The organism is Pseudomonas sp. HN8-3 (genome assembly GCF_020790195.1).
GTDB lineage: Bacteria > Pseudomonadota > Gammaproteobacteria > Pseudomonadales > Pseudomonadaceae > Aquipseudomonas > Aquipseudomonas synxantha_A.
The window spans coordinates 4,407,721-4,429,833 of record NZ_CP086206.1; the positions used below are offsets into that span (position 1 = coordinate 4,407,721).

At 60.5% G+C, this 22,113-nt stretch carries 18 protein-coding genes; 10 read left to right on the forward strand and 8 right to left on the reverse strand.

The annotated features are described in order from the left end of the window. Window positions 1–81 precede the first annotated feature (81 nt). Window positions 82–900 (forward strand): pyruvate, water dikinase regulatory protein, encoded by an 819-nt coding sequence (locus LJX92_RS19515; RefSeq protein WP_003193298.1) that lies wholly within the window; start codon window positions 82–84, stop codon window positions 898–900. 104 nt (window positions 901–1,004) lie between these two features. Here the strand turns inward: LJX92_RS19515 and LJX92_RS19520 are convergent, their stop codons facing one another. Next, window positions 1,005–2,429: a PLP-dependent aminotransferase family protein gene (locus LJX92_RS19520; protein WP_005790387.1), complete on the reverse strand. Its 1,425-nt coding sequence runs from the start codon at window positions 2,427–2,429 to the stop codon at window positions 1,005–1,007. Window positions 2,430–2,538: 109 nt separating this feature from the next. Here LJX92_RS19520 and LJX92_RS19525 point away from each other — a divergent pair, with 109 nt between their 5' ends. The 5 genes from LJX92_RS19525 to LJX92_RS19545 are packed head-to-tail and all read left to right on the forward strand — an operon-like array spanning window position 2,539 to window position 8,073. Further along, a complete protein-coding gene (locus LJX92_RS19525) occupies window positions 2,539–3,483 on the forward strand; it encodes a DMT family transporter (RefSeq protein WP_032879916.1) in 945 nt (314 codons plus the stop codon). Window positions 3,484–3,506: 23 nt separating this feature from the next. Beyond that, complete coding sequence (moeB, locus tag LJX92_RS19530; RefSeq protein ID WP_078822106.1) at window positions 3,507–5,369, forward strand: molybdopterin-synthase adenylyltransferase MoeB; 1,863 nt, start codon at window positions 3,507–3,509, stop codon at window positions 5,367–5,369. A gap of 16 nt (window positions 5,370–5,385) precedes the next feature. Continuing rightward, on the forward strand, window positions 5,386–6,300 hold the full coding sequence (locus LJX92_RS19535; RefSeq protein WP_228308840.1) for a PLP-dependent cysteine synthase family protein: 915 nt from the start codon (window positions 5,386–5,388) through the stop codon (window positions 6,298–6,300). Window positions 6,301–6,337: 37 nt separating this feature from the next. Then, window positions 6,338–7,330: a serine O-acetyltransferase gene (locus tag LJX92_RS19540; protein WP_228308841.1), complete on the forward strand. Its 993-nt coding sequence runs from the start codon at window positions 6,338–6,340 to the stop codon at window positions 7,328–7,330. 2 nt (window positions 7,331–7,332) lie between these two features. After that, on the forward strand, window positions 7,333–8,073 hold the full coding sequence (locus LJX92_RS19545) for an alanyl-tRNA editing protein (RefSeq protein WP_032879914.1): 741 nt from the start codon (window positions 7,333–7,335) through the stop codon (window positions 8,071–8,073). 72 nt (window positions 8,074–8,145) lie between these two features. Here the strand turns inward: LJX92_RS19545 and prpD are convergent, their stop codons facing one another. The 6 genes from prpD to LJX92_RS19575 form a co-directional block, all read right to left on the reverse strand. Further along, entirely contained in the window at window positions 8,146–9,630 is a 1,485-nt protein-coding gene (gene prpD, locus LJX92_RS19550; RefSeq protein ID WP_216091960.1) for a 2-methylcitrate dehydratase, read from the reverse strand. A 178-nt stretch (window positions 9,631–9,808) separates the two neighbouring features. Beyond that, window positions 9,809–10,999: a 2-methylaconitate cis-trans isomerase PrpF gene (prpF, locus tag LJX92_RS19555; protein WP_228308842.1), complete on the reverse strand. Its 1,191-nt coding sequence runs from the start codon at window positions 10,997–10,999 to the stop codon at window positions 9,809–9,811. An 11-nt stretch (window positions 11,000–11,010) separates the two neighbouring features. Then, window positions 11,011–13,605 (reverse strand): Fe/S-dependent 2-methylisocitrate dehydratase AcnD, encoded by a 2,595-nt coding sequence (acnD, locus tag LJX92_RS19560; RefSeq protein ID WP_228308843.1) that lies wholly within the window; start codon window positions 13,603–13,605, stop codon window positions 11,011–11,013. A gap of 183 nt (window positions 13,606–13,788) precedes the next feature. After that, window positions 13,789–14,916 (reverse strand): 2-methylcitrate synthase, encoded by a 1,128-nt coding sequence (prpC, locus tag LJX92_RS19565; RefSeq protein WP_005790404.1) that lies wholly within the window; start codon window positions 14,914–14,916, stop codon window positions 13,789–13,791. Window positions 14,917–14,958: 42 nt separating this feature from the next. After that, a complete protein-coding gene (prpB, locus tag LJX92_RS19570) occupies window positions 14,959–15,852 on the reverse strand; it encodes a methylisocitrate lyase (RefSeq protein ID WP_032879910.1) in 894 nt (297 codons plus the stop codon). Continuing rightward, window positions 15,849–16,562, reverse strand: a complete 714-nt coding sequence (locus tag LJX92_RS19575; protein ID WP_032879909.1) for a GntR family transcriptional regulator — start codon at window positions 16,560–16,562, stop codon at window positions 15,849–15,851. The genes prpB and LJX92_RS19575 overlap by 4 nt, the downstream gene beginning before the upstream one ends. A 271-nt stretch (window positions 16,563–16,833) precedes the next feature. On the opposite strand from LJX92_RS19575, the gene LJX92_RS19580 reads away from it, so the two are divergent. The 4 genes from LJX92_RS19580 to pabB all read left to right on the forward strand — a co-directional run bounded on the left by LJX92_RS19580 (window position 16,834) and on the right by pabB (window position 21,339). Next, window positions 16,834–17,370: an ATP-dependent zinc protease gene (locus LJX92_RS19580; RefSeq protein ID WP_032879908.1), complete on the forward strand. Its 537-nt coding sequence runs from the start codon at window positions 16,834–16,836 to the stop codon at window positions 17,368–17,370. A 5-nt stretch (window positions 17,371–17,375) separates the two neighbouring features. Beyond that, window positions 17,376–18,908, forward strand: coding sequence for an inactive transglutaminase family protein (locus LJX92_RS19585; protein ID WP_032879907.1), 1,533 nt, complete (start codon window positions 17,376–17,378; stop codon window positions 18,906–18,908). Continuing rightward, entirely contained in the window at window positions 18,908–19,894 is a 987-nt protein-coding gene (locus LJX92_RS19590; protein ID WP_005790412.1) for an alpha-L-glutamate ligase-like protein, read from the forward strand. Before LJX92_RS19585 ends, LJX92_RS19590 begins: the two co-directional genes overlap by 1 nt. Window positions 19,895–19,995: 101 nt before the next feature. After that, window positions 19,996–21,339 carry an aminodeoxychorismate synthase component I gene (pabB, locus tag LJX92_RS19595; RefSeq protein ID WP_223018088.1) on the forward strand — a complete coding sequence of 448 codons (1,344 nt, stop codon included), beginning with the start codon at window positions 19,996–19,998 and terminating at the stop codon, window positions 21,337–21,339. 110 nt (window positions 21,340–21,449) lie between these two features. Here the strand turns inward: pabB and thrH are convergent, their stop codons facing one another. Further along, window positions 21,450–22,067, reverse strand: coding sequence for a bifunctional phosphoserine phosphatase/homoserine phosphotransferase ThrH (gene thrH / locus LJX92_RS19600; protein ID WP_005790415.1), 618 nt, complete (start codon window positions 22,065–22,067; stop codon window positions 21,450–21,452). Window positions 22,068–22,113: the final 46 nt, after the last annotated feature.

Sequence of the window (22,113 nt, forward strand, 5' to 3'; positions counted from 1 at the left end):
GAGAATGCGGCCCACTGCGGGACGGCAAAATCGCGCCTATCATATCCAAGATTCGCCATCAGCTTAAGGCCCAGGGCTCAAATGAAACGATCTGCTTTCTTTATTTCCGACGGCACCGGCATCACAGCCGAAACACTGGGCCAGAGCCTGCTTGCGCAGTTCGAAAACATTACCTTCGCCAAATTCACCCGGCCTTATATAGACAGCGTGGATAAAGCGCGGGCCATGGTACAACAAATCAATCTGGCGGCTGAAAAAGACGGTTTTCGCCCGATCATTTTCGACACCATCGTCAATCAAGACATTCGTGAGATTCTCGCAACGTCGAATGGTTTCATGATCGACATTTTCTCGACCTTCCTGGCGCCATTGGAACAGGAGTTGAGTGAGCATTCTTCATACTCTGTCGGAAAGTCCCATTCCATCGGGCATAACTCCAACTATATGGAGCGCATCGAGGCGGTGAACTTTGCCCTCGACAACGATGATGGCGCCCGCACCCACTACTACGACAAGGCCGACCTGATCCTGGTGGGCGTGTCGCGTTGCGGCAAGACCCCGACCTGTCTGTACATGGCCATGCAATTCGGTATCCGTGCGGCCAACTACCCGCTGACCGAAGACGATATGGAGCACCTGACGCTGCCCGCCGCCCTGCGCGCCCACTCGCACAAACTGTTCGGCCTGACCATCGACCCGGACCGCCTGACCGCCATCCGTAACGAACGCAAGCCCAACAGCCGCTACTCCAGCTATGCGCAGTGCGAGTTCGAAGTGCGTGAAGTGGAAAATCTGTTCCGTCGCGAGAATATTGCACACATCAATTCCACGCATTTTTCGGTGGAAGAGATTTCGGCAAAGATTTTGGTTGAGAAGGGTGTGGAGCGGCGCTTCAAGTGATCTCTGTCGCCTGATCTGACGCTATCGCAGGCAAGCCAGCTCCCACAGTTGGAATGCGTTCCCCTGTGGGAGCTGGCTTGCCTGCGATGAACGGTAACGCGGATTTACAGATGAAACCGCCCCCCCCCCTGCCCCAACGCCGTCGCCAGCGCATCAAACCCCTCGCGCAGTAACTGATCATCGCCAGACGTATTGCAGATACTCGCCCGAATAAACTGCGGCACCGCCGTCTGCCCCACGGCAAACGCCTCGGCGGTGGCGATCAGGTAATTGTTCTGCCTGAGCTCTGCCTCGATTTCCGACGCACGCCATGGCTCCGGCACCTCGATCCAGAAATGCGGGCTGTTGAGGTGGGTGCGATACGCCAGCCCGGTCAATAAATCCTCGACCAAGGTCTTGCGGCGGCTGATTTCGTTGATTTGTTGGCGCAACAGATATTCCGCCGTGCCGTTTTCAATCCACTGGGTGGCCAGTTCCAGGGTCACAGGCGTCGCCATCCAGCAGGTCGAGCGCAGTGCCGCCGAGATGCGGCTGACCAGTGCCGGTGGCGCGTGCACGTAGCCTACCCGCAACCCTGCCGACACCGCTTTGCTCAGACTGCTGATCAAAATCGTACGCTCAGGCGCGAAATAGCTGAGGGGCGGCGGGCGATCCTCAACCAGCACGCCGTGGGCTTCGTCCTCGAGAATCAGCAGGTTGTGCTCACGACACACCTTGGCCAAGGCTTCGCGACGCGCCACCGACAACACCGCCGTCGTGGGATTCTGAATAGTCGGCGTGCAGTACAACGCCGAAATGCGGTGATTACGACAGACCTCATCCAGCGCCGTGGGCAACACGCCTTCTTCATCCATTTCCAGGCCAATCAGGCGCACGCCCAACATGCGCGCAGCCGTAATCAGCCCAGGATAAGTCAGTTGCTCGGTGACTACCGTATCGCCAGCACGCAGCAGCGCCATCATCGCGCACAGCAAACCGTGCTGGCCGCCGTTGACGCAGATGACCTGCTCTGGAATCGGATGAAAATCGCGCTGCACCAGCCATTGCGCCCCGGCTTCACGGTAACGCGGCAAGCCGGCGTCGGGGGTATAGGCGCTGATGTCCTGCAGGAACTTGGCGTTGGTCGACAGCGTTTGGAAGCTCTGGGCAAGAAACACCGTTTCCTGCCCCGGAATGTGCATGTTGCGACTCATGTCGAAGTACTGGCGCGGCTCCTCGCTGAAATTGCGAAAGCCTTCATCACGCTGACGCTCCATCCCACGCTTGCGCACGAAGGTTCCGTCACCGACCCGTGCAACCACCAAGCCCAGGCGCTCCAGCTCACCGTAGGCCCGGCTGATGGTGCCAATGGTCACCCCCAGGTTGTCGGACAGCACCCGATGGGGCGGCAGTTTTCGTCCCGGTTCAATCAAGCCTTCGAGGATGCCCCGCTCCATCACATCAGACAGGCGCTTGTACTTCACGCCCTGCCCGTTGGACAGGCCCTCACGCATAATTGACACCATGTCAATATTTGTTTTGACAGCCATCTTTCGCCCTAATAGTGTGCTTTTACGGGTTCAATCGCCGATAAACATAACTCATTACAAGTTCAATATAGAGTTCAATTCCGGCTCAGGGAAGCAATAAAAGATGCCAATGTCCGCCGTTCTCGAAAACACTGCAAAAACAAAAACTCAAAAACAGTGGCTCGCCGGGCTGGTGACCAGCTTGATGTTTCTGATCGTGTGCCTGAGTTGGGGCACTACATGGCTGGGCATCAAGATCGCCGTAGAGAGCGTGCCGCCGCTGACATCCGCCGGGCTGCGCTTTCTGATCGCGTTTCCGCTGTTCCTGTGTTTTGCCATGGTGCGTCGCGAGCCGATCCTGTTCCCACGGGAAAGCCGCTGGTTCTTTGTGTTTGTGACCCTGTCGTACTTCAGCGTTCCCTACTACCTGCTCAACTATGGCGAGATGCACGTGTCATCCGGCCTGACGGCCCTGCTGTTCAGCTGCATGCCGGTATTCATCCTGATCTTTTCGGCGCTGTTCCTGCGTGAGCGCATCTACTTCTCCCAGGTCGTTGGCATCGGTATCGGGTTTGGCAGCCTCTACATGATCATCAAGAGCCAGGGCCTGCACCTGGACCACGCCGAGTTCTTCGGGGTGTTGGCGATACTGAGCGCCGCGATCATGCACGCGTTGTGCTACGTGATTACCAAGCAGAAAGGCAGTGCCATCAGTGTGATTACCTACAACACCCTGCCCATCGGCATCGCCGGGCTGATGTTGTTCGTCGCCGGCCTGTGGTTTGAAACGCCAGCCTTCAATGACATCACCCTGCGCTCCTGGACTGCACTGTTCTACCTCGGGCTGGTGGCCTCGGTAGGCGGGTTTATTGTGTATTTCATGCTGCTCAAGCGCCTGAGCCCGATCATCCTGTCGTTCGTCTTCATCATCTTCCCGGTGTTCGCGGTGATCATCGGTGCCTGGTACGAAGGCGTGGAAATTTCCCGCGACCTTATGCTGTATTCGGCGATTCTGCTGGCCGGCTTTGCGATCACCAAGCTGCCGGTTGAAAAACTCCTGGCCAAGAAAAAATGACCCTCAACCAACGCGAGAGAAACATGGAAGTCCTCCGCCCCACCGCCCTGGAACAGATCTACGCCCACGCCAGCCGCAGCTACCCAGAAGAGTGCTGCGGCTTCGTCTTCGCCGACGGCAGTGTGTACCTGGGCAGCAATATCCAGAACGAGCTGCACCACAAGAACTCCCAGATGTACCCCCGCAGCGCGGCCAACGGCTACACCTTCTCGGTGGCCGATACCCTGCTGCTGAACAAGGCGTTTCGCAGCGACAATCCGGTGGTGGTGATCTATCACTCCCACCCGGATGTCGGCGCCTATTTCAGTGATGAAGACCAGGACAAGGCGCTGTTCATGGGGGAGCCGATCTACCCAGTCAGCTATCTGGTGGTGGATGTTCGCCAGAGCCAGGTCCTGGGCTCAAAACTGTTTGCCTGGGATGGCAAGCATTTCGCACCTCAACCCTTCAACGACCTGCACACGGAGTTGTCCATGAACGCTGTCTCTTTCCCCGACATTCTGGTTCGCGTGGCCAAGCTGCCGGAATCGACCCTTGAGGGCGCCGGATCGACATTGCGCGAAGTCATTGAAAATCTCTGCACCAATCACCCCCAATTGCGTCAGTACCTGTTCCATGAAAAGAACAACCAGCTCAAGGAACACTTCCTGTTTACCGCCGAGGAGGCGCTGATCGAAGCCGATGAAGTCCTGCCGCCAAAATCCCGGATCGAAGTGTTGCTCGCCACCTCAGGCGGCATGGACATCGACACCCTGAGCAACGAAGAAGTGCAGCGCTACGTGCGCCACATCACCCTGCCGGGCGTCGGCCGCGAAGGCCAATTGAACCTGAAGAAAGCCAAAGTTCTGGTCATCGGCACCGGGGGCCTGGGCTCGCCCATCAGCCTGTACCTGGCAGCGGCAGGCATCGGCACCCTGGGGCTGGTGGATTTTGACGTGGTGGAAAGCAGCAACCTGCAGCGCCAGATTGTCCATGGCAACAGCACACTGGGAATGCCCAAGGTCGAGTCCGCCAAGCAACGCCTGCTGGACCTCAACCCTCATATCCGGATCAATGCGCACAACACCGCGCTTGACACCGACAACGCTCTGGAACTGGTGGGCGCCTATGACCTGGTGATCGACGGTACCGATAATTTCGATACCCGCTACCTGGTCAACGATGCTTGCGTACAGTTGGGCAAACCTTTGGTCTATGGCGCCATCTACCGTTTCGACGGGCAGATCAGCGTGCTCAACTACAAAGGCGGGCCGTGCTATCGCTGCCTGTTTCCCAAGGCCCCGCCCGCAGAACTGGCGCCCAATTGCAGCGCCGGCGGCGTGATCGGCGTGCTGCCGGGTGTGGTAGGAATGATCCAGGCCACCGAGGCGATCAAATTGCTGATCGGCATTGGCGAACCTTTATCCGGCCGCTTGATGCGCTTTGACGCGCTGGCGATGAAGTTCAGCGAGATCCGCTTCAAGCGCCGCCTCGACTGCCCCTGCTGCTCGGAGCTGCGCAGCAGCGAAAGCGCCGCCCCCACGGCGTGTGCCGATGCCGTACCGAGCCAACCGTCGCTGGCGGCAGAACGCTACATCAAGCCTCAGAACCTCAAGCAGGTGCTTGAGCACCCCAACAGCGCCGATGTATTGCTGGACGTGCGCGACGCCAGCGAATTGGAAGTGTGCAAGCTGCCAGGCGTGTTGCACATTCCCCTAGCCGAACTGGATGGGCAACTCGACAACCTCAGCCGAGACAACACCCATTACCTGATCTGCTACGCGGGCACCCGAGCCGAACAAGCCGCCAGCACCCTGCTGGCAGCCGGGTTCGCGAACACCAAAGTCCTGCAGGGCGGCATGAAGCACTGGGTTCGCGACGTCGAACCCGACATGCCTCTGTACTGATCGTGGAGACTTGCTGATGCTGCATAACTCCATTCTCGACGTCATCGGCCAAACGCCTATCGTGCGCCTGGCCCAGTTTTCCGAAGACCTCGGCATCGAAGTCTACGCCAAGCTGGAATCCCTCAACCCCGGTGGCAGCCACAAGGCGCGCATCGCCCTGGGCATGATCCTCGATGCCGAGTGCCGTGGCGTACTGATCCGCGACTCCGGGCAAACCATCATCGAACCCAGCGGCGGCAACACCGGCATTGGCCTGGTGATGGCCGGCAATGTCCTGGGCTATAAAGTGGTGCTGGTGATCCCTGACAACTACAGCCCCGAAAAGCAGAAATTGCTACGCCTGTATGGTGCCAAAGTGGTGCTGTCAGACAGCCGCCTGGGCAACAACTCCCACGGCGAAAAGTGCATGGAACTGCAGTTGGAAAACCCCAACTTCGTGATGCTCAACCAGCAGCGCAACGGCGCCAACCCGCAGACCCACCGCGACACCACCGCGCCGGAGATCATCCGCGCCTTCGGTGATCAGCGCGTGGACTACTTCGTCAGCGGCATCGGCACAGGTGGCCATATCACCGGCATTGGCGAAACCCTCAAGGCCGCCTGGCCAGCGATCCGCGTGATGGGCGTGGAGCCGCAGGAATGCGACCTGCTCAAAGACCAGCACGCTGCGCACGCAATCCAGGGCCTGTCGATTGGCCTGATCCCGAGCATCCTCAACCTGGACGTGATCGACGGCATGCTCAAGGTGTCGCACTCGGCGTGCCTGGACATGATCAAACGCATCATGCGCACCGACGCCATCAGCCTGGGGCTGTCCTCCGCCGCCAACATGGTTGCCATCGCCCAACTCGCCCCCGAACTGCCGCCTGAAACGGTGGTGCTGACCATGGTCTACGACAATGCCGACAGTTACCTGCCCAGTTTCGAGTAACGGGTTTTTCAATCATCCAGAATGCGGGGGTGCCTCCATGGGGGGCTTTATCGACATGCAACTGCTGCACGATGAGTTGCTTACCCATCTCATCACGACCCTGACGCCCGGGCAGATGAAGCAGTTGGAACCACACCTGGCGCCACTGATCCAGAACGCCGCCCAAGCAGTGGCCGAGGACCTGATCGCCTACGCCTATCGAGATCCGGCATCGCGTGGGCGCGGTGAGTTGATCCTGGAATCCTATGCCTCGTTCAAGGCAGTGCTGTTCTATCGTCTTGCGCACCAGGTGTGGAATTTCCCCGACCCGGGCCATGGGATGTTTTCGCGCATGGCGCTCAAGCTCAGCAACCAGGGCAAGATTCTCTCCGGTGCCGAGATTCATCCGGCGGCGTGTATCGGCCGGCGCTTTGTACTGGACCATGGCTATGGCACCGTCATCGGCGAAACCTGCGTGATCGGCAACGACTGCTACATCCTGTGCGGCGTGACCCTGGGAGCCCGCGGCATCGCCAACAATCCGGACGGCAAACGCCACCCGCGCCTGGGCAACAACGTCGAGGTGGGCGCCGGTGCCCGGGTGCTGGGCTACGTGTCGATCGGCGACAACGTATTTATCAGCCCCTCCTGCGTGATCACCCAGGACGTACCGGCAGGCACCAAGGTCAAAGTAGTCAACCAGATCCAGTTGCAAAAAAACGACGAATCGGACCGCAGCAATTACCTAGGCGCCTTTGCCCTGGATGAGCGCTTGCACGTCGTCGGTGAGGTGAGTGCCGGTCATAAGGTCACGGTGCTGGATGCCGACTTTCATCCGCTGCAAGGGTTAATGCTCGAACCCACGGTGAAAGAGCGCCACCACCTGCAATTTCGCCTGCACCGTGTCGATACCGGCGAACAACTGCCGCGCTTGCCGCTGAACCTGAAAGTCTGCGGGCCGGAATTTGAAATCACCCTGCTCTCTCCCCCTGGCTTGAGCGCGATGGTGCGCCATCTCTTGCAAGCCAGCCCACTGATCGTTGGAGGTTGAACATGTCCGTGCATACCATGGAAACCCTGGCGCTGTTCGACAGCGCGCCCTATCAGAACGCGTTCAGCGCCCGGGTTATTGCGGTCAGTGAACACGGCATCGCCCTGGAGCACACACTGTTCTACCCCACCGGCGGCGGGCAACCGGGCGATACCGGCCATTTCACCCTGCCCGATGGCACGCGGGTCGAGGTGACAGGTACCGTGCGCGATCCGGTGTTGCGCTCGATCATCTGGCATCAGGTGGACCATTGCCCCGAGCAGTTGACGGCGGGCATCCAGGTAGACGCCGGCCTGGATTGGGAGCGGCGCTACCAGCACATGAAAATGCACACCTGCCTGCACTTGTTGTGCTCGCTCATCGACGCGCCCGTGACCGGTTGCAGCATCAGTGCGGATAAAGGCCGACTGGATTTCGACCTGCCGGAAATGACCCTGGACAAAGACGGTCTAACCCGTGACCTCAACGCCCTGATCGAGCAGGCCCATGCGGTGAAGACCCTGTCGATGCCCGCCACCGAATACGCGACCTTGCTACAGATCACCCGCACCCAGGCGGTTGCGCCACCGGTGGTGTCGGGCTCGGTACGGGTGATTGAAATCCCCGGCATCGATATCCAGCCATGCGGCGGCACCCATGTGCTCAACACCGAAGAAATCGGCCGGGTGTTCTGCGAGAAAATCGAAAAGAAGAGCAAGCACAACCGCAGGGTGATACTACGGTTTGAACAAGCTTGCGCCTGACCCGATAGTTGCCCCAATGGAGGACAAATGTGAGAGGGGGCTTGCTCCCTCCCACATTGGCCGCGTTGTTTTTTAGATCACCAACAGATCCATGAAACGGTTCACAGCCGTCGCCTCAAGCCGTGCCTGATCCTTGCACAACGCAACAATCTCGGCGCTGCGCTGCGCAGTGAACCGCGTCGCCAGGTTGGCTTTGAACTTGTCTTCCAGCAATGGGATACCGTCCACCCGACGGCGGCGATGGCCAATCGGGTATTCCACCGCTACCTGCTCAGTGCAGGTGCCATCCATAAAGAACACCTGCACCGCATTGGCAATGGAACGCTTGTCCGCCTCCAGGTATTCGCGGCTATAGCGTGGGTCTTCAACGATGACCATCTTGTCGCGCAGCTCGTCGATGATCGGGTGGGCCGCGTGGAAATCATCTTCGTAGTGCTCGGCCACCAGATTGCCGAACACCAAGGGCACGGCGGTCATGTATTGCAGGCAGTGGTCGCGATCGGCAGCGTTGGCCAATTGGCCAACCTTGGAAATAATCCGAATCGCCGACTCATGGGTGGTGATCACGATACGTTCGATTTCATGCAGACGATGCTTGACCTGCGGGTGCAAGGTCACCGCCGCCTCGCAGGCGGTTTGCGCGTGGAACTCCGCCGGGAAACTGATCTTGAACAGCACGTTTTCCATCACGTAGGTGCCGTAGGCCTGAGGCAGGCTGAAGGCGCGCTTGTCTGTGGGCTTGAGCGCCAGGTCCTTGTTGGTGTGGCTGAACAACACGTCGTAGAACCCCCACTGCGGCGCACTCAACACACCGGGGATGCCCATTTCGCCACGCAGGGCGATATCCGCCAGGCGCACACCACGGCTCGATGCATCGCCTGCGGCCCAGGATTTGCGCGAGCCGGCATTCGGTGCATGGCGATAGGTGCGCAACGCCTGCCCATCAACGAAAGCGTGAGACAAGGCCGACAGCAGTTGTTCACGATTGGCGCCCATCAGCTTGGCGGTGACCGCGGTGGAGGCGACTTTGACCAGCAGCACGTGGTCAAGGCCGACGCGGTTGAAAGAGTTTTCCAGGGCGATCACCCCCTGGATTTCGTGGGCCATGATCATCGCTTCCAGCACCGCACGTACGGTGAGCGGCGCCTCGCCATTGGCCACGCGTTTTTGCGAAAGGTGATCGGCCACGGCGAGAATGCCCCCGAGGTTGTCCGAAGGGTGGCCCCATTCAGCAGCGAGCCAGGTGTCGTTGTAGTCGAGCCAGCGCACGATGCAGCCAATGTCCCAGGCGGCCTTGACCGGGTCGAGGCGAAACGAAGTGCCCGGCACGCGCGCGCCGAACGGCACCACGGTGCCCTCCACTATCGGCCCCAGGTGCTTGGTGCACTCGGGGAACCGCAGGGCCAGCAGGCCACAGCCAAGGGTGTCCATCAGGCAATTGCGGGCGGTGTCCAGTGCATCCCGGGATTCGATGCGGTAGTTGAGGACATAGTCGGCGATGTCCTGCAAAAACTGGTCGTAGTCGGGGCGGTTGTTCTGGTCGACGTTGGCGCTCATGGCAGTTCTCCTAAAAGTTGGGTTGTTCCATCCTCAGGGTCAGGGTTAATCGTTGCGCAGGTCTGATTGCCTGCTTGTATCCCTGTGGGAGGGGGCTTGCTCCCGATGCCGGTGGGTCAGTTAATGAATGGGGCGACTGACACCCTGCTATCGGGAGCAAGCCCCCTCCCACATAAAGCTAAAAAGCGTCACCGGGGACGCGCACGAAACCTTCCATTAACACCCGCGCACTGCGGCTCATGATGGCTTTCTTCACCACCCATTCACCGTTCACTTGGCTGGCTTCGGCACCGACGCGCAAGGTGCCGGACGGATGCCCGAAGCGCACGGCATTGCGCTCCACGCCGCCCGCCGCCAGGTTGACCAGGGTGCCGGAGATCGCCGCCGCCGTGCCGATCGCTACCGCCGCCGTGCCCATCATGGCGTGGTGCAGTTTGCCCATGGACAGGGCACGCACCAGCAGATCCACATCGCCGGCCTTGATTGCCTTGCCGCTGGAGGCCACGTAATCCGCAGGCTTGGCCACGAAGGCGACCTTGGGTGTGTGCTGGCGCTGGGCGGCCTCGTCCAGGTGCTTGATCAGGCCCATGCGCAACGCGCCATAGGCCCGTACCGTCTCGAACATGGCCAGGGCCTTGGGGTCGCTGTTGATCGCGCCCTGCAGTTCGGTGCCGGTGTAGCCGAGGTCCTGGGCGTTGATGAAAATGGTCGGAATACCGGCGTTGATCAACGTGGCCTTGAAGGTGCCGACGCCCGGTACTTCCAGGTCGTCGATGAGGTTGCCGGTGGGGAACATCGAACCACCACCGCCCTCTTCTTCCGCCGCCGGGTCGATGAATTCCAGCTGGACTTCGGCGGCCGGGAAGGTCACACCGTCCAGTTCGAAGTCGCCGGTTTCCTGTACCGCGCCGTTGGTGATCGGCACATGGGCGATGATGCTCTTGCCAATATTGGCCTGCCATATCCGCACCACCGCCACCCCGTTCTCGGGCACGCGGGCCGGATCAACCAGGCCAGCGCTGATGGCGAACGAGCCCACTGCTGCCGACAGGTTGCCGCAGTTGCCACTCCAATCGACAAACGGCTTGTCGATGGAGACTTGGCCGAACAGATAGTCCACGTCGTGATCGGCGCGGGTGCTTTTGGCCAGGATCACGGTTTTGCTGGTACTTGAAGTGGCACCGCCCATGCCGTCGATCTGCTTGTCGTAAGGGTCGGGGCTGCCGATGACCCGCAGCAACACGGCATCGCGGGCCGCCCCCGGCACCTGCGCGACTTCGGGCAGGTCCTTGAGGCTGAAGAACACGCCCTTGCTGGTGCCGCCACGCATGTAGGTGGCTGGGATCTTGATTTGCGCTACGTGTGCCATGGTAGTCCTCTTCAGGCGGTGGCCGCCGATTCCAGGAAATCCTGGGCAAAACGTTGCAACACGCCGCCCGCCTCGTAGATCGACACTTCTTCGGCGGTATCCAGGCGGCACGTCACCGGCACCTCGACACGTTCGCCATTCCTGCGGTTGATCACCAGGGTCAGTTGCGCGCGCGGGGTGCGCTCGCCGATCACGTCATAGGTTTCACTGCCGTCGATCTTGAGGGTGTGGCGGTCGGTGCCCGGCAGGAATTCCAGCGGCAACACGCCCATGCCCACCAGGTTGGTGCGGTGAATGCGCTCGAAGCCTTCGGCGGCAATCGCTTCCACACCGGCCAGGCGCACGCCCTTGGCGGCCCAGTCGCGGGACGAGCCCTGGCCGTAGTCGGCACCGGCGATGATGATCAGCGGTTGCTTGCGCTCCATGTAGGTTTCAATCGCTTCCCACATCCGCGTGACCTTGCCTTCCGGCTCGATTCGCGCCAGCGAGCCCTGCTTGACCTTGCCGTTTTCCTGCACCATTTCGTTGAACAGTTTCGGGTTGGCGAAGGTGGCGCGCTGCGCCGTCAGATGGTCACCGCGATGGGTCGCGTAGGAGTTGAAGTCGACTTCCGGCAAGCCCATCTTCGCCAGGTATTCCCCGGCGGCACTGCCCGGCATGATCGCGTTGGACGGCGACAGGTGGTCGGTGGTGATGTTGTCCGGCAGCACCGCCAGCGGGCGCATACCCTTGAGCGGCCGCGCGCCGGCCAGCGCGCCTTCCCAGTACGGCGGGCGACGGATGTAGGTGCTCTGCGGGCGCCAGTCATACAGCGGGGTGACTTTGGGGCCGGTGTCTTCGTGAATCGCGAACATGGGGATGTACACCGCACGGAACTGCTCGGGCTTGACCGATGCTTTGACCACCGCGTCGATCTCTTCGTCGCTCGGCCAGATATCCTGCAGGCGAATTTCCTTGCCGTCGGCATCCAGGCCTAGCACGTCCTTCTCGATATCGAAACGGATGGTGCCGGCAATCGCATAGGCCACCACCAGCGGCGGCGAAGCCAGGAAGGCTTGCTTGGCGTAAGGGTGAATGCGCCCGTCGAAGTTGCGGTTGCCCGACAACACGGCGGTGGCGTACAGGTCGCGGTCGATGATTTCCTGCTGGATCACCGGGTCGAGCGCGCCGGACATGCCGTTGCAGGTGGTGCAAGCAAAGGCCACCACGCCGAAACCGAGCTTTTCCAGCTCACGGCCCAGACCGGCCTCTTCCAGGTACATGGCCACGGTTTTCGAGCCCGGCGCCAGCGACGACTTGACCCACGGCTTGCGGGCCAAGCCAAGCTTGTTGGCGTTACGTGCCAGAAGCCCCGCGGCGATGACGTTGCGCGGGTTACTGGTGTTGGTGCAACTGGTGATGGCCGCAATGATCACCGCCCCGTCGGGCATTTGCCCTGGCACTTCGTCCCATTGGCCGCTGATGCCTTTGGACGCCAGGTCGCGGGTGGCAACACGGGCGTGTGGGTTGCTGGGCCCGGCCATGTTGCGCACGACGCTGGACAGGTCGAAGGTCAGGCCACGCTCGTACTGAGCCCCCTTGAGGTCATCGGCCCACAGACCAGTGTGGCGTGCGTACTGTTCGACCAGGGCGACTTGTTCGTCTTCTCGGCCAGTGAGTTTGAGGTAGGCGATGGTCTGCTGATCGATATAGAACATCGCTGCGGTGGCGCCGTATTCAGGGGCCATGTTGGAGATGGTCGCACGGTCGCCCAGGGTCAGTGCACTAGCCCCTTCGCCGAAGAACTCCAGCCAGGCGCCGACCACTTTCTGCTGGCGCAGGAACTCGGTGAGTGCCAGCACCATATCGGTGGCGGTGATGCCCGGTTGCAGCTTGCCGGTCAGTTCCACGCCGACGCTTTCCGGCAGGCGCATCCACGACGCACGGCCGAGCATCACGCTCTCGGCCTCCAGGCCGCCGACGCCAATGGCGATCACGCCCAGGGCATCGACGTGGGGAGTATGACTGTCAGTACCGACGCAGGTATCCGGGAAGGCTACGCCGTCACGGACCTGAATCACCGGCGACATTTTCTCCAGGTTGATCTGGTGCATGATGCCGTTGCCCGGCGGGATGACATCGACGTTCTTGAAGGCTTTTTTGGTCCACTCGATAAAGTGGAAGCGGTCTTCATTGCGACGGTCTTCAATGGCGCGGTTTTTCTCGAACGCCTGTGGGTCAAAGCCGCCAGCCTCGACAGCCAGGGAGTGGTCGACGATCAGTTGGGTCGGCACCACCGGGTTGACCTGCGCCGGGTCGCCGCCTTGCAGGGCGATGGCATCGCGCAGACCAGCGAGGTCCACCAGGGCGGTCTGGCCGAGGATGTCATGGCACACCACGCGCGCCGGGAACCAGGGGAAATCGAGATCACGTTTGCGCTCGATCAGTTGGCTCAGGGATGCGTTGAGGGTGGCCGGGTCGCAACGGCGCACCAGGTTTTCGGCAAGCACGCGCGAGGTGTAAGGCAAGGTGGCGTAGGCGCCGGGGGTGATTGCTTCGACAGCCGCACGGGCGTCGAAGAAATCCAGGCGGCTGCCGGGGAGCGGTTTGCGAAATTCAGTGTTCATCGTCAGGACTCGGTCACGGTAAGTTCGAAAGGTGAACTGTCGACACTGGCTTTGTTTCCTGTGGGAGCTGGCTTGCCTGCGATTGCATCACTGCGGTGTGACAGGTACACCAAGGTGATGCCATCGCAGGCAAGCCAGCTCCCACAAAAAAGCACATTAGCCAGCGAACACAGCCCATCCCATTCAGCGACGTTCGATTGGCACGAACTTGCGCTGCTCAACGCCGATGTACTCGGCGCTTGGACGGATGATGCGGTTGTTGGCGCGCTGTTCGAACACGTGCGCGGCCCAGCCAGTCAGGCGCGAGCACACGAAGATCGGTGTGAACAATTTGGTCGGGATGCCCATGAAGTGGTAAGCCGAGGCATGGTAGAAGTCGGCGTTGGGGAACAGCTTTTTCTGCTCCCACATGGTCTTGTCGATGGCTTCAGACACCGGGAACAACACCGTGTCGCCCACTTCATCAGCGAGTTTTTTCGACCAGCCCTTGATCACTTCATTACGCGGGTCGCTGTCTTTATAGATCGCGTGGCCGAAGCCCATGATCTTGTCCTTGCGCGCCAACATGCCAAGGGTGCCTTCGACCGCTTCTTCGGCCGAGGAAAAGCGCTCGATCATTTCCATCGCCGCTTCGTTGGCACCGCCGTGCAGCGGGCCGCGCAGGGAACCGATGGCGGCGGTGACGCAGGAATACAGGTCGGACAGGGTCGAGGCGCACACCCGGGCAGTGAAGGTCGAGGCGTTGAATTCGTGCTCGGCGTAGAGAATCAGCGACACATTCATGACTTTGACGTGCAGCTCGCTGGGTTTCTTGCCGTGCAGCAGGTGCAGGAAGTGGCCGCCGATACTCGGCTCGTCGGTCACGCAGTCGATGCGCTTGCCGTCGTGGCTGAAGCGGTACCAGTAGCACATGATCGCCGGGAATGCAGCAAGCAGGCGGTCAGTGACATCGCGCTGTACGCTGAAATCTTTTTCCGGCTCGATATTGCCCAAAAACGAGCAACCGGTGCGCATCACGTCCATCGGGTGGGCGTCGGCGGGGATGCGTTCGAGCACTTCTTTCAATGCCTGGGGCAAGTCACGCAGCTTGCTCAGCTTGGCGCTGTAGGCGGCCAGTTCGGTCTTGGTCGGCAACTCGCCGTACAGCAACAGGTAGGCGACTTCTTCAAACTGCGCATCGGCGGCCAGTTCACGCACATCGTAGCCACGATAGGTCAAGCCTGCACCAGCCTGGCCCACGGTCGACAGTGCGGTCTGCCCGGCAACCTGGCCACGCAGGCCGGCGCCACTCAATACTTTTGCTTCAGCCATGTTCGTTCTCCAATCTTGAATTTATTAGGGAGGCGCACCGCATTATTTTTTCGCGGCAAACAGCGCGTCGAGCTTCTGCTCGAAGGTGTGGTAGTCGATGCGATCGTAGAGCTCCATGCGCGTTTGCATGGTGTCGATCACGTTCTGTTGGGTGCCGTCGCGACGGATCGCGGTGTAGACGTTCTCGGCGGCCTTGTTCATGGCACGGAAGGCCGAGAGCGGGTACAGCACAATGGAAACATCCGCAGATTTCAACTGTTCGGTGGTGTACAGCGGCGTCGCACCGAACTCGGTAATGTTAGCCAGGATCGGCGCCTTTACGCGGGAAGCGAACAGCTTGTACATCTCGAGCTCGGTGATGGCTTCCGGGAAGACCATGTCGGCACCGGCTTCGATACACGCGGCGGCACGTTCAAGGGCAGACTCCAGGCCCTCGACCGCCAAGGCGTCGGTGCGCGCCATGATCACGAAGCTGTCATCGGTACGCGCATCCACGGCAGCCTTGATGCGGTCGACCATTTCCTGCTGCGACACGATCTCTTTATTGGGGCGATGCCCGCAGCGCTTGGCGCCGACCTGGTCTTCGATATGGATGGCGGCGGCGCCGAACTTGATCATCGACTTGACGGTGCGCGCCACATTGAACGCCGAGGAGCCGAAACCGGTGTCCACGTCCACCAGCAGCGGCAGGTCGCAGACGTCGGTAATGCGGCGCACGTCGGTGAGTACGTCATCCAACCCGGTAATACCCAGGTCCGGCACGCCGAGCGAGCCGGCGGCGACACCGCCACCCGACAGGTAAATAGCCTTGAAGCCGGCGCGCTTGGCCAGCAACGCGTGGTTGGCATTGATTGCACCAACAACTTGCAAAGGCTGTTCGCTGGCGACTGCGTCACGGAAACGCTGGCCGGGAGTGCTGTTGTTATGGGAACTCATGACTCACCTCGTGATGAAGGAGCACCGTCCGGGAAGTGACGGGCGATGTTGCGTTTGGAGGCGCCGATATGCCGGCGCATCAACAGTTCGGCCAATTCACCATCGCGATCGGCAATCGCGTCGAGAATGCGGTGGTGTTCGGCAAAGGCCTGGCGTGGACGATTGGGGGTGGCGGAAAACTGGATGCGGTACATGCGCACCAGTTGGTACAGCTCGCCGCAGAGCATTTGGGTCAGGGTGCGGTTACCGGCGCCCTGGATGATCCGGTAATGAAAGTCGAAGTCGCCTTCCTGCTGGTAGTAGCCAACACCGGCCTGGAACGCGGCATCGCGCTCATGGGTGTGCAATACCTGGCGCAGCTCTTCGATTTCTGCGTCGGTCATGCGCTCGGCAGCGAGGCGGCAGGCCATGCCTTCCAGGGACTCGCGGATCTCATAGAGTTCGATCAGCTCGGCATGACTCAACGACACAACCCGTGCGCCGACGTGGGGCACGCGCACCAGCAGGCGCTGGCCTTCCAGGCGGTGGATCGCCTCGCGCAGCGGGCCGCGGCTGATGCCGTAGGTACGCGCCAGTTCCGGCTCGGAAATCTTGCTGCCGGGGGCGATTTCACCTTTGACGATGGCGGCCTGGATACGCCGAAAAACGTTCTCGGACATGGTTTGGGAATCGTCTGACGCCGCTATCGGAATTTCCGCCTGACCCAGCATATTGTCGACACCTTTAAAAGCAATGCCGCAAAAACTAGCTAATTACCCCTTAACAGTCAAAGAATAAATACACATTGTCGACAATCGTCTAATACGCCTGAATAATCCATCCAAGGCATGGCCGCCTGCCAGCGCTGGCGCCAAAAAAGCATCATGTTAGAATGCCCGGCGTATTTGCCTGACATCCCTGGATGAAACGGCGCACGAGGGAGTTTGCGCAGCAATGCCAGTCGCCTTGAATTGAACATCGCACGGCACCGCCTCAGGATTTATGAGACTCAAGCCCTTCCCCCTGTTTGTTTGCCTACTGTTGCTACCCAGCCTTGGCTTCACCGCCGAGAAAACGGTGTATGGCCTCAATGAATACGCCAAGCTGGACGGTATCGACCTGGAAGTCGCGGCCAAGCTCGACACCGGCGCCAAGACCGCCTCGTTGAGCGCCCGCGATATCAAGCGCTTCAAGCGCAACGGCGAAACCTGGGTACGCTTCTACCTGGCCATCGACACCGCCCACTCCCACCCCATCGAACTGCCCCTGGCCCGCGTCAGCAAGATCAAGCGCCGCGCCGGCGACTACGACCCCGATGAGGACAAGAACTACACCGCCCGTCCGGTGGTTGCCCTGGATATCTGCATGGGCACTGCTTTACGCAGCATCGAAGTGAACTTGACTGACCGCAGCAGCTTCCAATACCCGCTGCTGATCGGCTCCGAAGCGCTGAAACGCTTTGATGCGCTGGTCGACCCCAGTCTTAAATATGCAGCAGGCAAACCCGCCTGCGTCGCCGACGCTCATACCGCCGAGTAAACCGAATGCGCTCTCTGACCCTGCACCTGAAAATCCTGATCACCTTCCTGGTGGTGCTCGGCATTTCGGTCACCGCCTATCAGATTTTCGTGCTGGGGATTCCCGTGACCGAGGATGCCACCGACGACTTGTGGAACATCGACGCCAAGGTCGAGTTCGTCGCCAACCCCAAGGACCCGGTCAAGATCCAGATGTTCGTGCCGCCACTGAGCCGCGACTTCGTCAGCCTTAATGAAAGCTTTATCTCCAACAACTACGGAGTCAGCGTCAACCGCATCGACGGCAACCGCAAGGTCACCTGGTCAGCGCGCCGGGCCAAGGGCAACCAGACCCTGTATTACCGCCTGGTGCTGACCAAGCGTTACAGCGGCGAAAAGGTCAAGATCAAAGGCCCGACCTTCCGCGACAGCATCGCCGTGGAAGGCCCGGAAAAAATCGCCGCCGAAGCCTTGCTGGCGCCGATCCGCCAGCACTCGGCCGACGTCGAGACCTTTATCAGCGAAGCCATCAAGCGCACCAACAACCTCAACGACGACAATGTGAAGCTGCTGCTGGCCGGCGACCCGTCGACGCCGCACAAGGCCAGGATCGTCGAGCTGCTGCTGTCCATCGCCCATGTGCCGGTGGAGAAAGTCCACACCATCCGCCTGGTGGCCGACCAGCCGCAAACCCCGGAACTGTGGCTGCGCAGCTTCAACGGCAACGACTGGCTGTACTTCAACCCGGAGACCGGTGAACAGGGCCTGCCCGCCGACCGCCTGCTGTGGTGGACCGGCGATGAAAACCTGATCACGGTCGATGGCGGCAAGAAGGCCATGGTGACCTTCAGCCTCAACAACAGCGAAATGAACGCGATTCGCCTGGCCAAGCTGACCGACGAAAACACCGACGCCAACTTCCTCGAATACTCGCTGTACGGCCTGCCGCTGCAAACCCAGCAGACCTTCATGATCATGGTGATGATCCCGATTGGCGTGCTGGTGATTCTGATCCTGCGCAACCTGATCGGCCTGCAGACCCTGGGCACCTTCACGCCGGTGCTGATCGCCCTGGCGTTCCGCGAGACGCAATTGGGCTTCGGCATTGTGCTGTTCACGATCATCACGGCACTGGGGCTGTCACTCAGGTCGTATCTGGAACATTTGAAACTGCAGATGCTGCCGAGGCTGTCGGTGGTGCTGACCTTCGTGGTGGTGCTGATCGCCGCCATCAGCCTGTTCAGCCATAAGCTGGGGCTGGAGCGTGGCTTGTCGGTGGCGCTGTTCCCGATGGTGATCCTGACCATGACCATCGAACGCCTGTCGATTACCTGGGAAGAGCGCGGCGCCAACCATGCACTGAAAGTGGCGATTGGCACCCTGTTCGCCGCCTCGTTGGCCCACCTCATCATGAGCGTGCCGGAGTTGGTTTACTTCGTGTTTACCTTCCCGGCGATCCTGCTGATTCTGGTGGGCTTCATGCTGGCCATGGGTCGTTATCGCGGCTATCGCCTCACCGAGCTGGTGCGTTTCAAGGCATTCCTGAAGGCTGACTCCTGATGTTTGGCTTCTGGAAAACCTGGAAGGCCCTGGAAGCGCGCGGGATCATGGGCATCAATCGGCGTAACGCCGACTACGTGCTCAAGTACAACAAACGCAGCCTGTACCCGATTGTGGATGACAAGATCATCACCAAGGAACGGGCGCTGGCCGCCGGTATCCATGTGCCGGAAATGTACGGGGTGATCTCCACCGAGAAGGAAATCGACAAGCTCGACGAGATCATCGGTGGGCGCAGCGATTTCGTGATCAAGCCCGCCCAGGGTGCCGGCGGCGACGGCATCCTGGTGGTGGCAGACCGTTTTGAAGGGCGCTATCGCACGGTGTCCGGCAAGATCATCAGCCATGAAGAGATCGAGCACCAGATTTCCAGCATCCTCACTGGCCTGTATTCACTGGGTGGCCACCGCGACCGCGCACTGATCGAGTACCGTGTGGTGCCCGACCAGATCTTCAAAAGCATCAGCTACGAGGGTGTGCCGGATATTCGCATTATCGTACTGATGGGCTACCCGGTGATGGCCATGCTGCGCTTGCCGACCCGCCAGTCCGGCGGCAAGGCCAACCTGCACCAGGGCGCGATTGGCGTAGGCGTCGACCTTGCCACCGGCCTGACCCTGCGCGGTACCTGGCTGAACAACATCATCACCAAGCACCCTGACACCACCAATGCGGTCGATGGTGTGCAACTGCCCAACTGGGACGGTTTCATGCAGCTTGCGGCCGGCTGCTATGAGCTGTGCGGGCTGGGCTATATCGGCGTGGACATGGTACTGGACCAGGAAAAAGGCCCGCTGATCCTTGAATTGAATGCACGGCCGGGGCTGAATATCCAGATCGCCAATGACTGCGGGCTGACCTTGCGCACCCATGCGGTGGAGGCGCGACTGGAGGAACTCAAAGCTGCCGGCGTGACGGAAACCCCGCAAGAGCGGGTGAAGTTCGTGCAGGAGATGTTTGGGCATATACCGCCCGTGGAAGGCTGATCCGGTCTTCAAACTGTCTATCCCCGACATCCCCTCTAGGAGCAAATCCTACAGGGGACTACAATCCCCCTCCCCCGCGCCATTGGCTGATCCAACCCCGCATGTTGACCTGCTCCGTACACCCATTGCCCTACCGGGCCAACCCCGCCGAGTATTTTGCGGCGATTCGCCGTGCTCCAGGCGCGGTACTGCTCGACAGCGGCCGGCCGACGGCTGAGCGCGGCCGGTATGACCTGCTCAGTGCCTGGCCGGAAGCGACATTGACGGTAGAGCCGGACGAAAGCGGCAGTGATTTCCTGCAACGCTTACGGGAAAACCTCACGCGATTGGGTGAAGCCGCAATCCCCGCCGATTTACCGTTGCCGTTCGCCGGAGGCTTGATAGGCTACCTGAGCTACGACTTCGGCCGGCACCTTGAGAACATGCCGCACCTGGCGGTGGATGACCTGCACCTGCCGGACGCGCGCTTCGGGCTGTACGCCTGGGCGCTGATCAGCGACCACCAGGCCCGGAGCAGCCAACTGGTGTTTCATCCCACGTTGGCCGATAGCGAACGACAACGGTTGATCGCGCTGTTCAGCCACGGGACTGTCGACACCTCTGCGACGTTCAAACTCCAGGGCCCGATGGCACCAGACCTCACCGCAGAGGCCTACCGCCAAACCATCGCGCGTATCCAGGATTACATCCAGGCCGGCGACTGCTATCAGGTCAACTTTGCCCAGCGCTTTCGCGCACCCTGCATGGGGGATCCCTGGGCAGCCTATTGCGCCCTGCGCGAAGCCTGCCCCACGCCGTTTTCCGGGTTCCAGAGCTTGCCCGATGACGGTGCGGTACTGAGCCTGTCACCGGAACGCTTTGTGCGCATCAGCGAACGCCAGGTCGAGACCCGCCCGATCAAGGGCACCCGCCCTCGCGGCGTAACACCTGCAGAAGATGCCGCCAACGCCGCCGAGTTGCTCGCCAGCCCCAAGGACCGCGCAGAAAACCTGATGATCGTCGACCTGCTGCGCAACGATCTCGGTCGCAATTGCCGCATCGGCTCAGTGAAAGTGCCAGAGCTGTTCAGCCTGGAAAGCTACCCCAACGTGCACCACCTGGTGAGCAGTGTCACCGGCATATTGGCCGACGATAAAGACGCCCTCGACCTGATCGCCGGCAGCTTCCCCGGCGGCTCCATCACCGGCGCGCCGAAGATCCGTGCGATGCAGATCATCGACGAACTTGAGCCAACCCGCCGCGGGCTTTACTGCGGCTCGCTGGTGTACCTGGACGTGCGCGGCGAGATGGACAGCTCCATTGCCATCCGCAGTTTGCTGGTCAAGGACGGGCAGGTGTGTTGCTGGGGTGGCGGTGGGATTGTGGCGGATTCGCAGTGGCAGGCTGAGTATCAGGAGTCGCTGACGAAGGTGCGGGTGTTGTTACAGACTTTGGAAAGTTTGTAGGGCCTGTACCGGCCCTATCGGGGGCAAGCCCCCTCCCACCTTCGACCGCGCCGCGATCAAAGGTGGGAGCTGGCTTGCCTGCGATGGGGCAATCAGTCGCGTCGCATAACTTACAGGCTCAACTGCCGATTCGACGCCTTGATAAACTCTTTCTTCAAGTCTTCAAACGTATGCACCGCCGGGAACTGCGGGAATTCGCGAATCACATTCTCCGGCGCATGGAACAGAATCCCACGGTCCGCTTCCCCCAGCATGGTGGTGTCGTTGTACGAATCACCGGCAGCGATCACGCGGTAGTAGAGGCTTTTGAACGCCAATACCGACTGGCGCTTGGGGTCTTTCTGGCGCAACTGGTAGCTTACCACCCGATCATTTTCATCAGTGATCAAGCGGTGGCACAGCAAGGTCGGGAAACCCAGCTGGCGCATCAGCGGTTGGGAGAATTCGTAGAAGGTGTCGGACAGGATCACCACCTGGAAGCGTTCGCGCAGCCAGTTGACGAACTCGACGGCCCCGTCCAACGGTTTGAGCGTAGCAATCACCGCCTGGATATCGGCCAGTTTGAGCCCGTGCTCGTCGAGGATGCGCAGGCGCTGCTGCATCAGCACGTCATAGTCGGGAATGTCGCGTGTGGTGGCGCGCAGGGATTCAATACCGGTTTTTTCGGCGAAGGCGATCCAGATTTCCGGAACCAGCACCCCTTCCAGGTCAAGACAGGCAATTTCCACAAGACACTCCATTGGATTTATTAGTTGAGCGGGCAAAAGGACTGCC

Bases quoted from the DNA above. Each gene is read 5' to 3' on its own strand.
- LJX92_RS19515 (WP_003193298.1), top strand. From the start codon at position 82: ATGAAACGATCTGCTTTCTTTATTTCCGACGGCACCGGCATCACAGCC.
- LJX92_RS19520 (WP_005790387.1), bottom strand. From the start codon at position 2,429: ATGGCTGTCAAAACAAATATTGACATGGTGTCAATTATGCGTGAGGGC.
- LJX92_RS19525 (WP_032879916.1), top strand. From the start codon at position 2,539: ATGTCCGCCGTTCTCGAAAACACTGCAAAAACAAAAACTCAAAAACAG.
- moeB (WP_078822106.1), top strand. From the start codon at position 3,507: ATGGAAGTCCTCCGCCCCACCGCCCTGGAACAGATCTACGCCCACGCC.
- LJX92_RS19535 (WP_228308840.1), top strand. From the start codon at position 5,386: ATGCTGCATAACTCCATTCTCGACGTCATCGGCCAAACGCCTATCGTG.
- LJX92_RS19540 (WP_228308841.1), top strand. From the start codon at position 6,338: ATGGGGGGCTTTATCGACATGCAACTGCTGCACGATGAGTTGCTTACC.
- LJX92_RS19545 (WP_032879914.1), top strand. From the start codon at position 7,333: ATGTCCGTGCATACCATGGAAACCCTGGCGCTGTTCGACAGCGCGCCC.
- prpD (WP_216091960.1), bottom strand. From the start codon at position 9,630: ATGAGCGCCAACGTCGACCAGAACAACCGCCCCGACTACGACCAGTTT.
- prpF (WP_228308842.1), bottom strand. From the start codon at position 10,999: ATGGCACACGTAGCGCAAATCAAGATCCCAGCCACCTACATGCGTGGC.
- acnD (WP_228308843.1), bottom strand. From the start codon at position 13,605: ATGAACACTGAATTTCGCAAACCGCTCCCCGGCAGCCGCCTGGATTTC.
- prpC (WP_005790404.1), bottom strand. From the start codon at position 14,916: ATGGCTGAAGCAAAAGTATTGAGTGGCGCCGGCCTGCGTGGCCAGGTT.
- prpB (WP_032879910.1), bottom strand. From the start codon at position 15,852: ATGAGTTCCCATAACAACAGCACTCCCGGCCAGCGTTTCCGTGACGCA.
- LJX92_RS19575 (WP_032879909.1), bottom strand. From the start codon at position 16,562: ATGCTGGGTCAGGCGGAAATTCCGATAGCGGCGTCAGACGATTCCCAA.
- LJX92_RS19580 (WP_032879908.1), top strand. From the start codon at position 16,834: ATGAGACTCAAGCCCTTCCCCCTGTTTGTTTGCCTACTGTTGCTACCC.
- LJX92_RS19585 (WP_032879907.1), top strand. From the start codon at position 17,376: ATGCGCTCTCTGACCCTGCACCTGAAAATCCTGATCACCTTCCTGGTG.
- LJX92_RS19590 (WP_005790412.1), top strand. From the start codon at position 18,908: ATGTTTGGCTTCTGGAAAACCTGGAAGGCCCTGGAAGCGCGCGGGATC.
- pabB (WP_223018088.1), top strand. From the start codon at position 19,996: ATGTTGACCTGCTCCGTACACCCATTGCCCTACCGGGCCAACCCCGCC.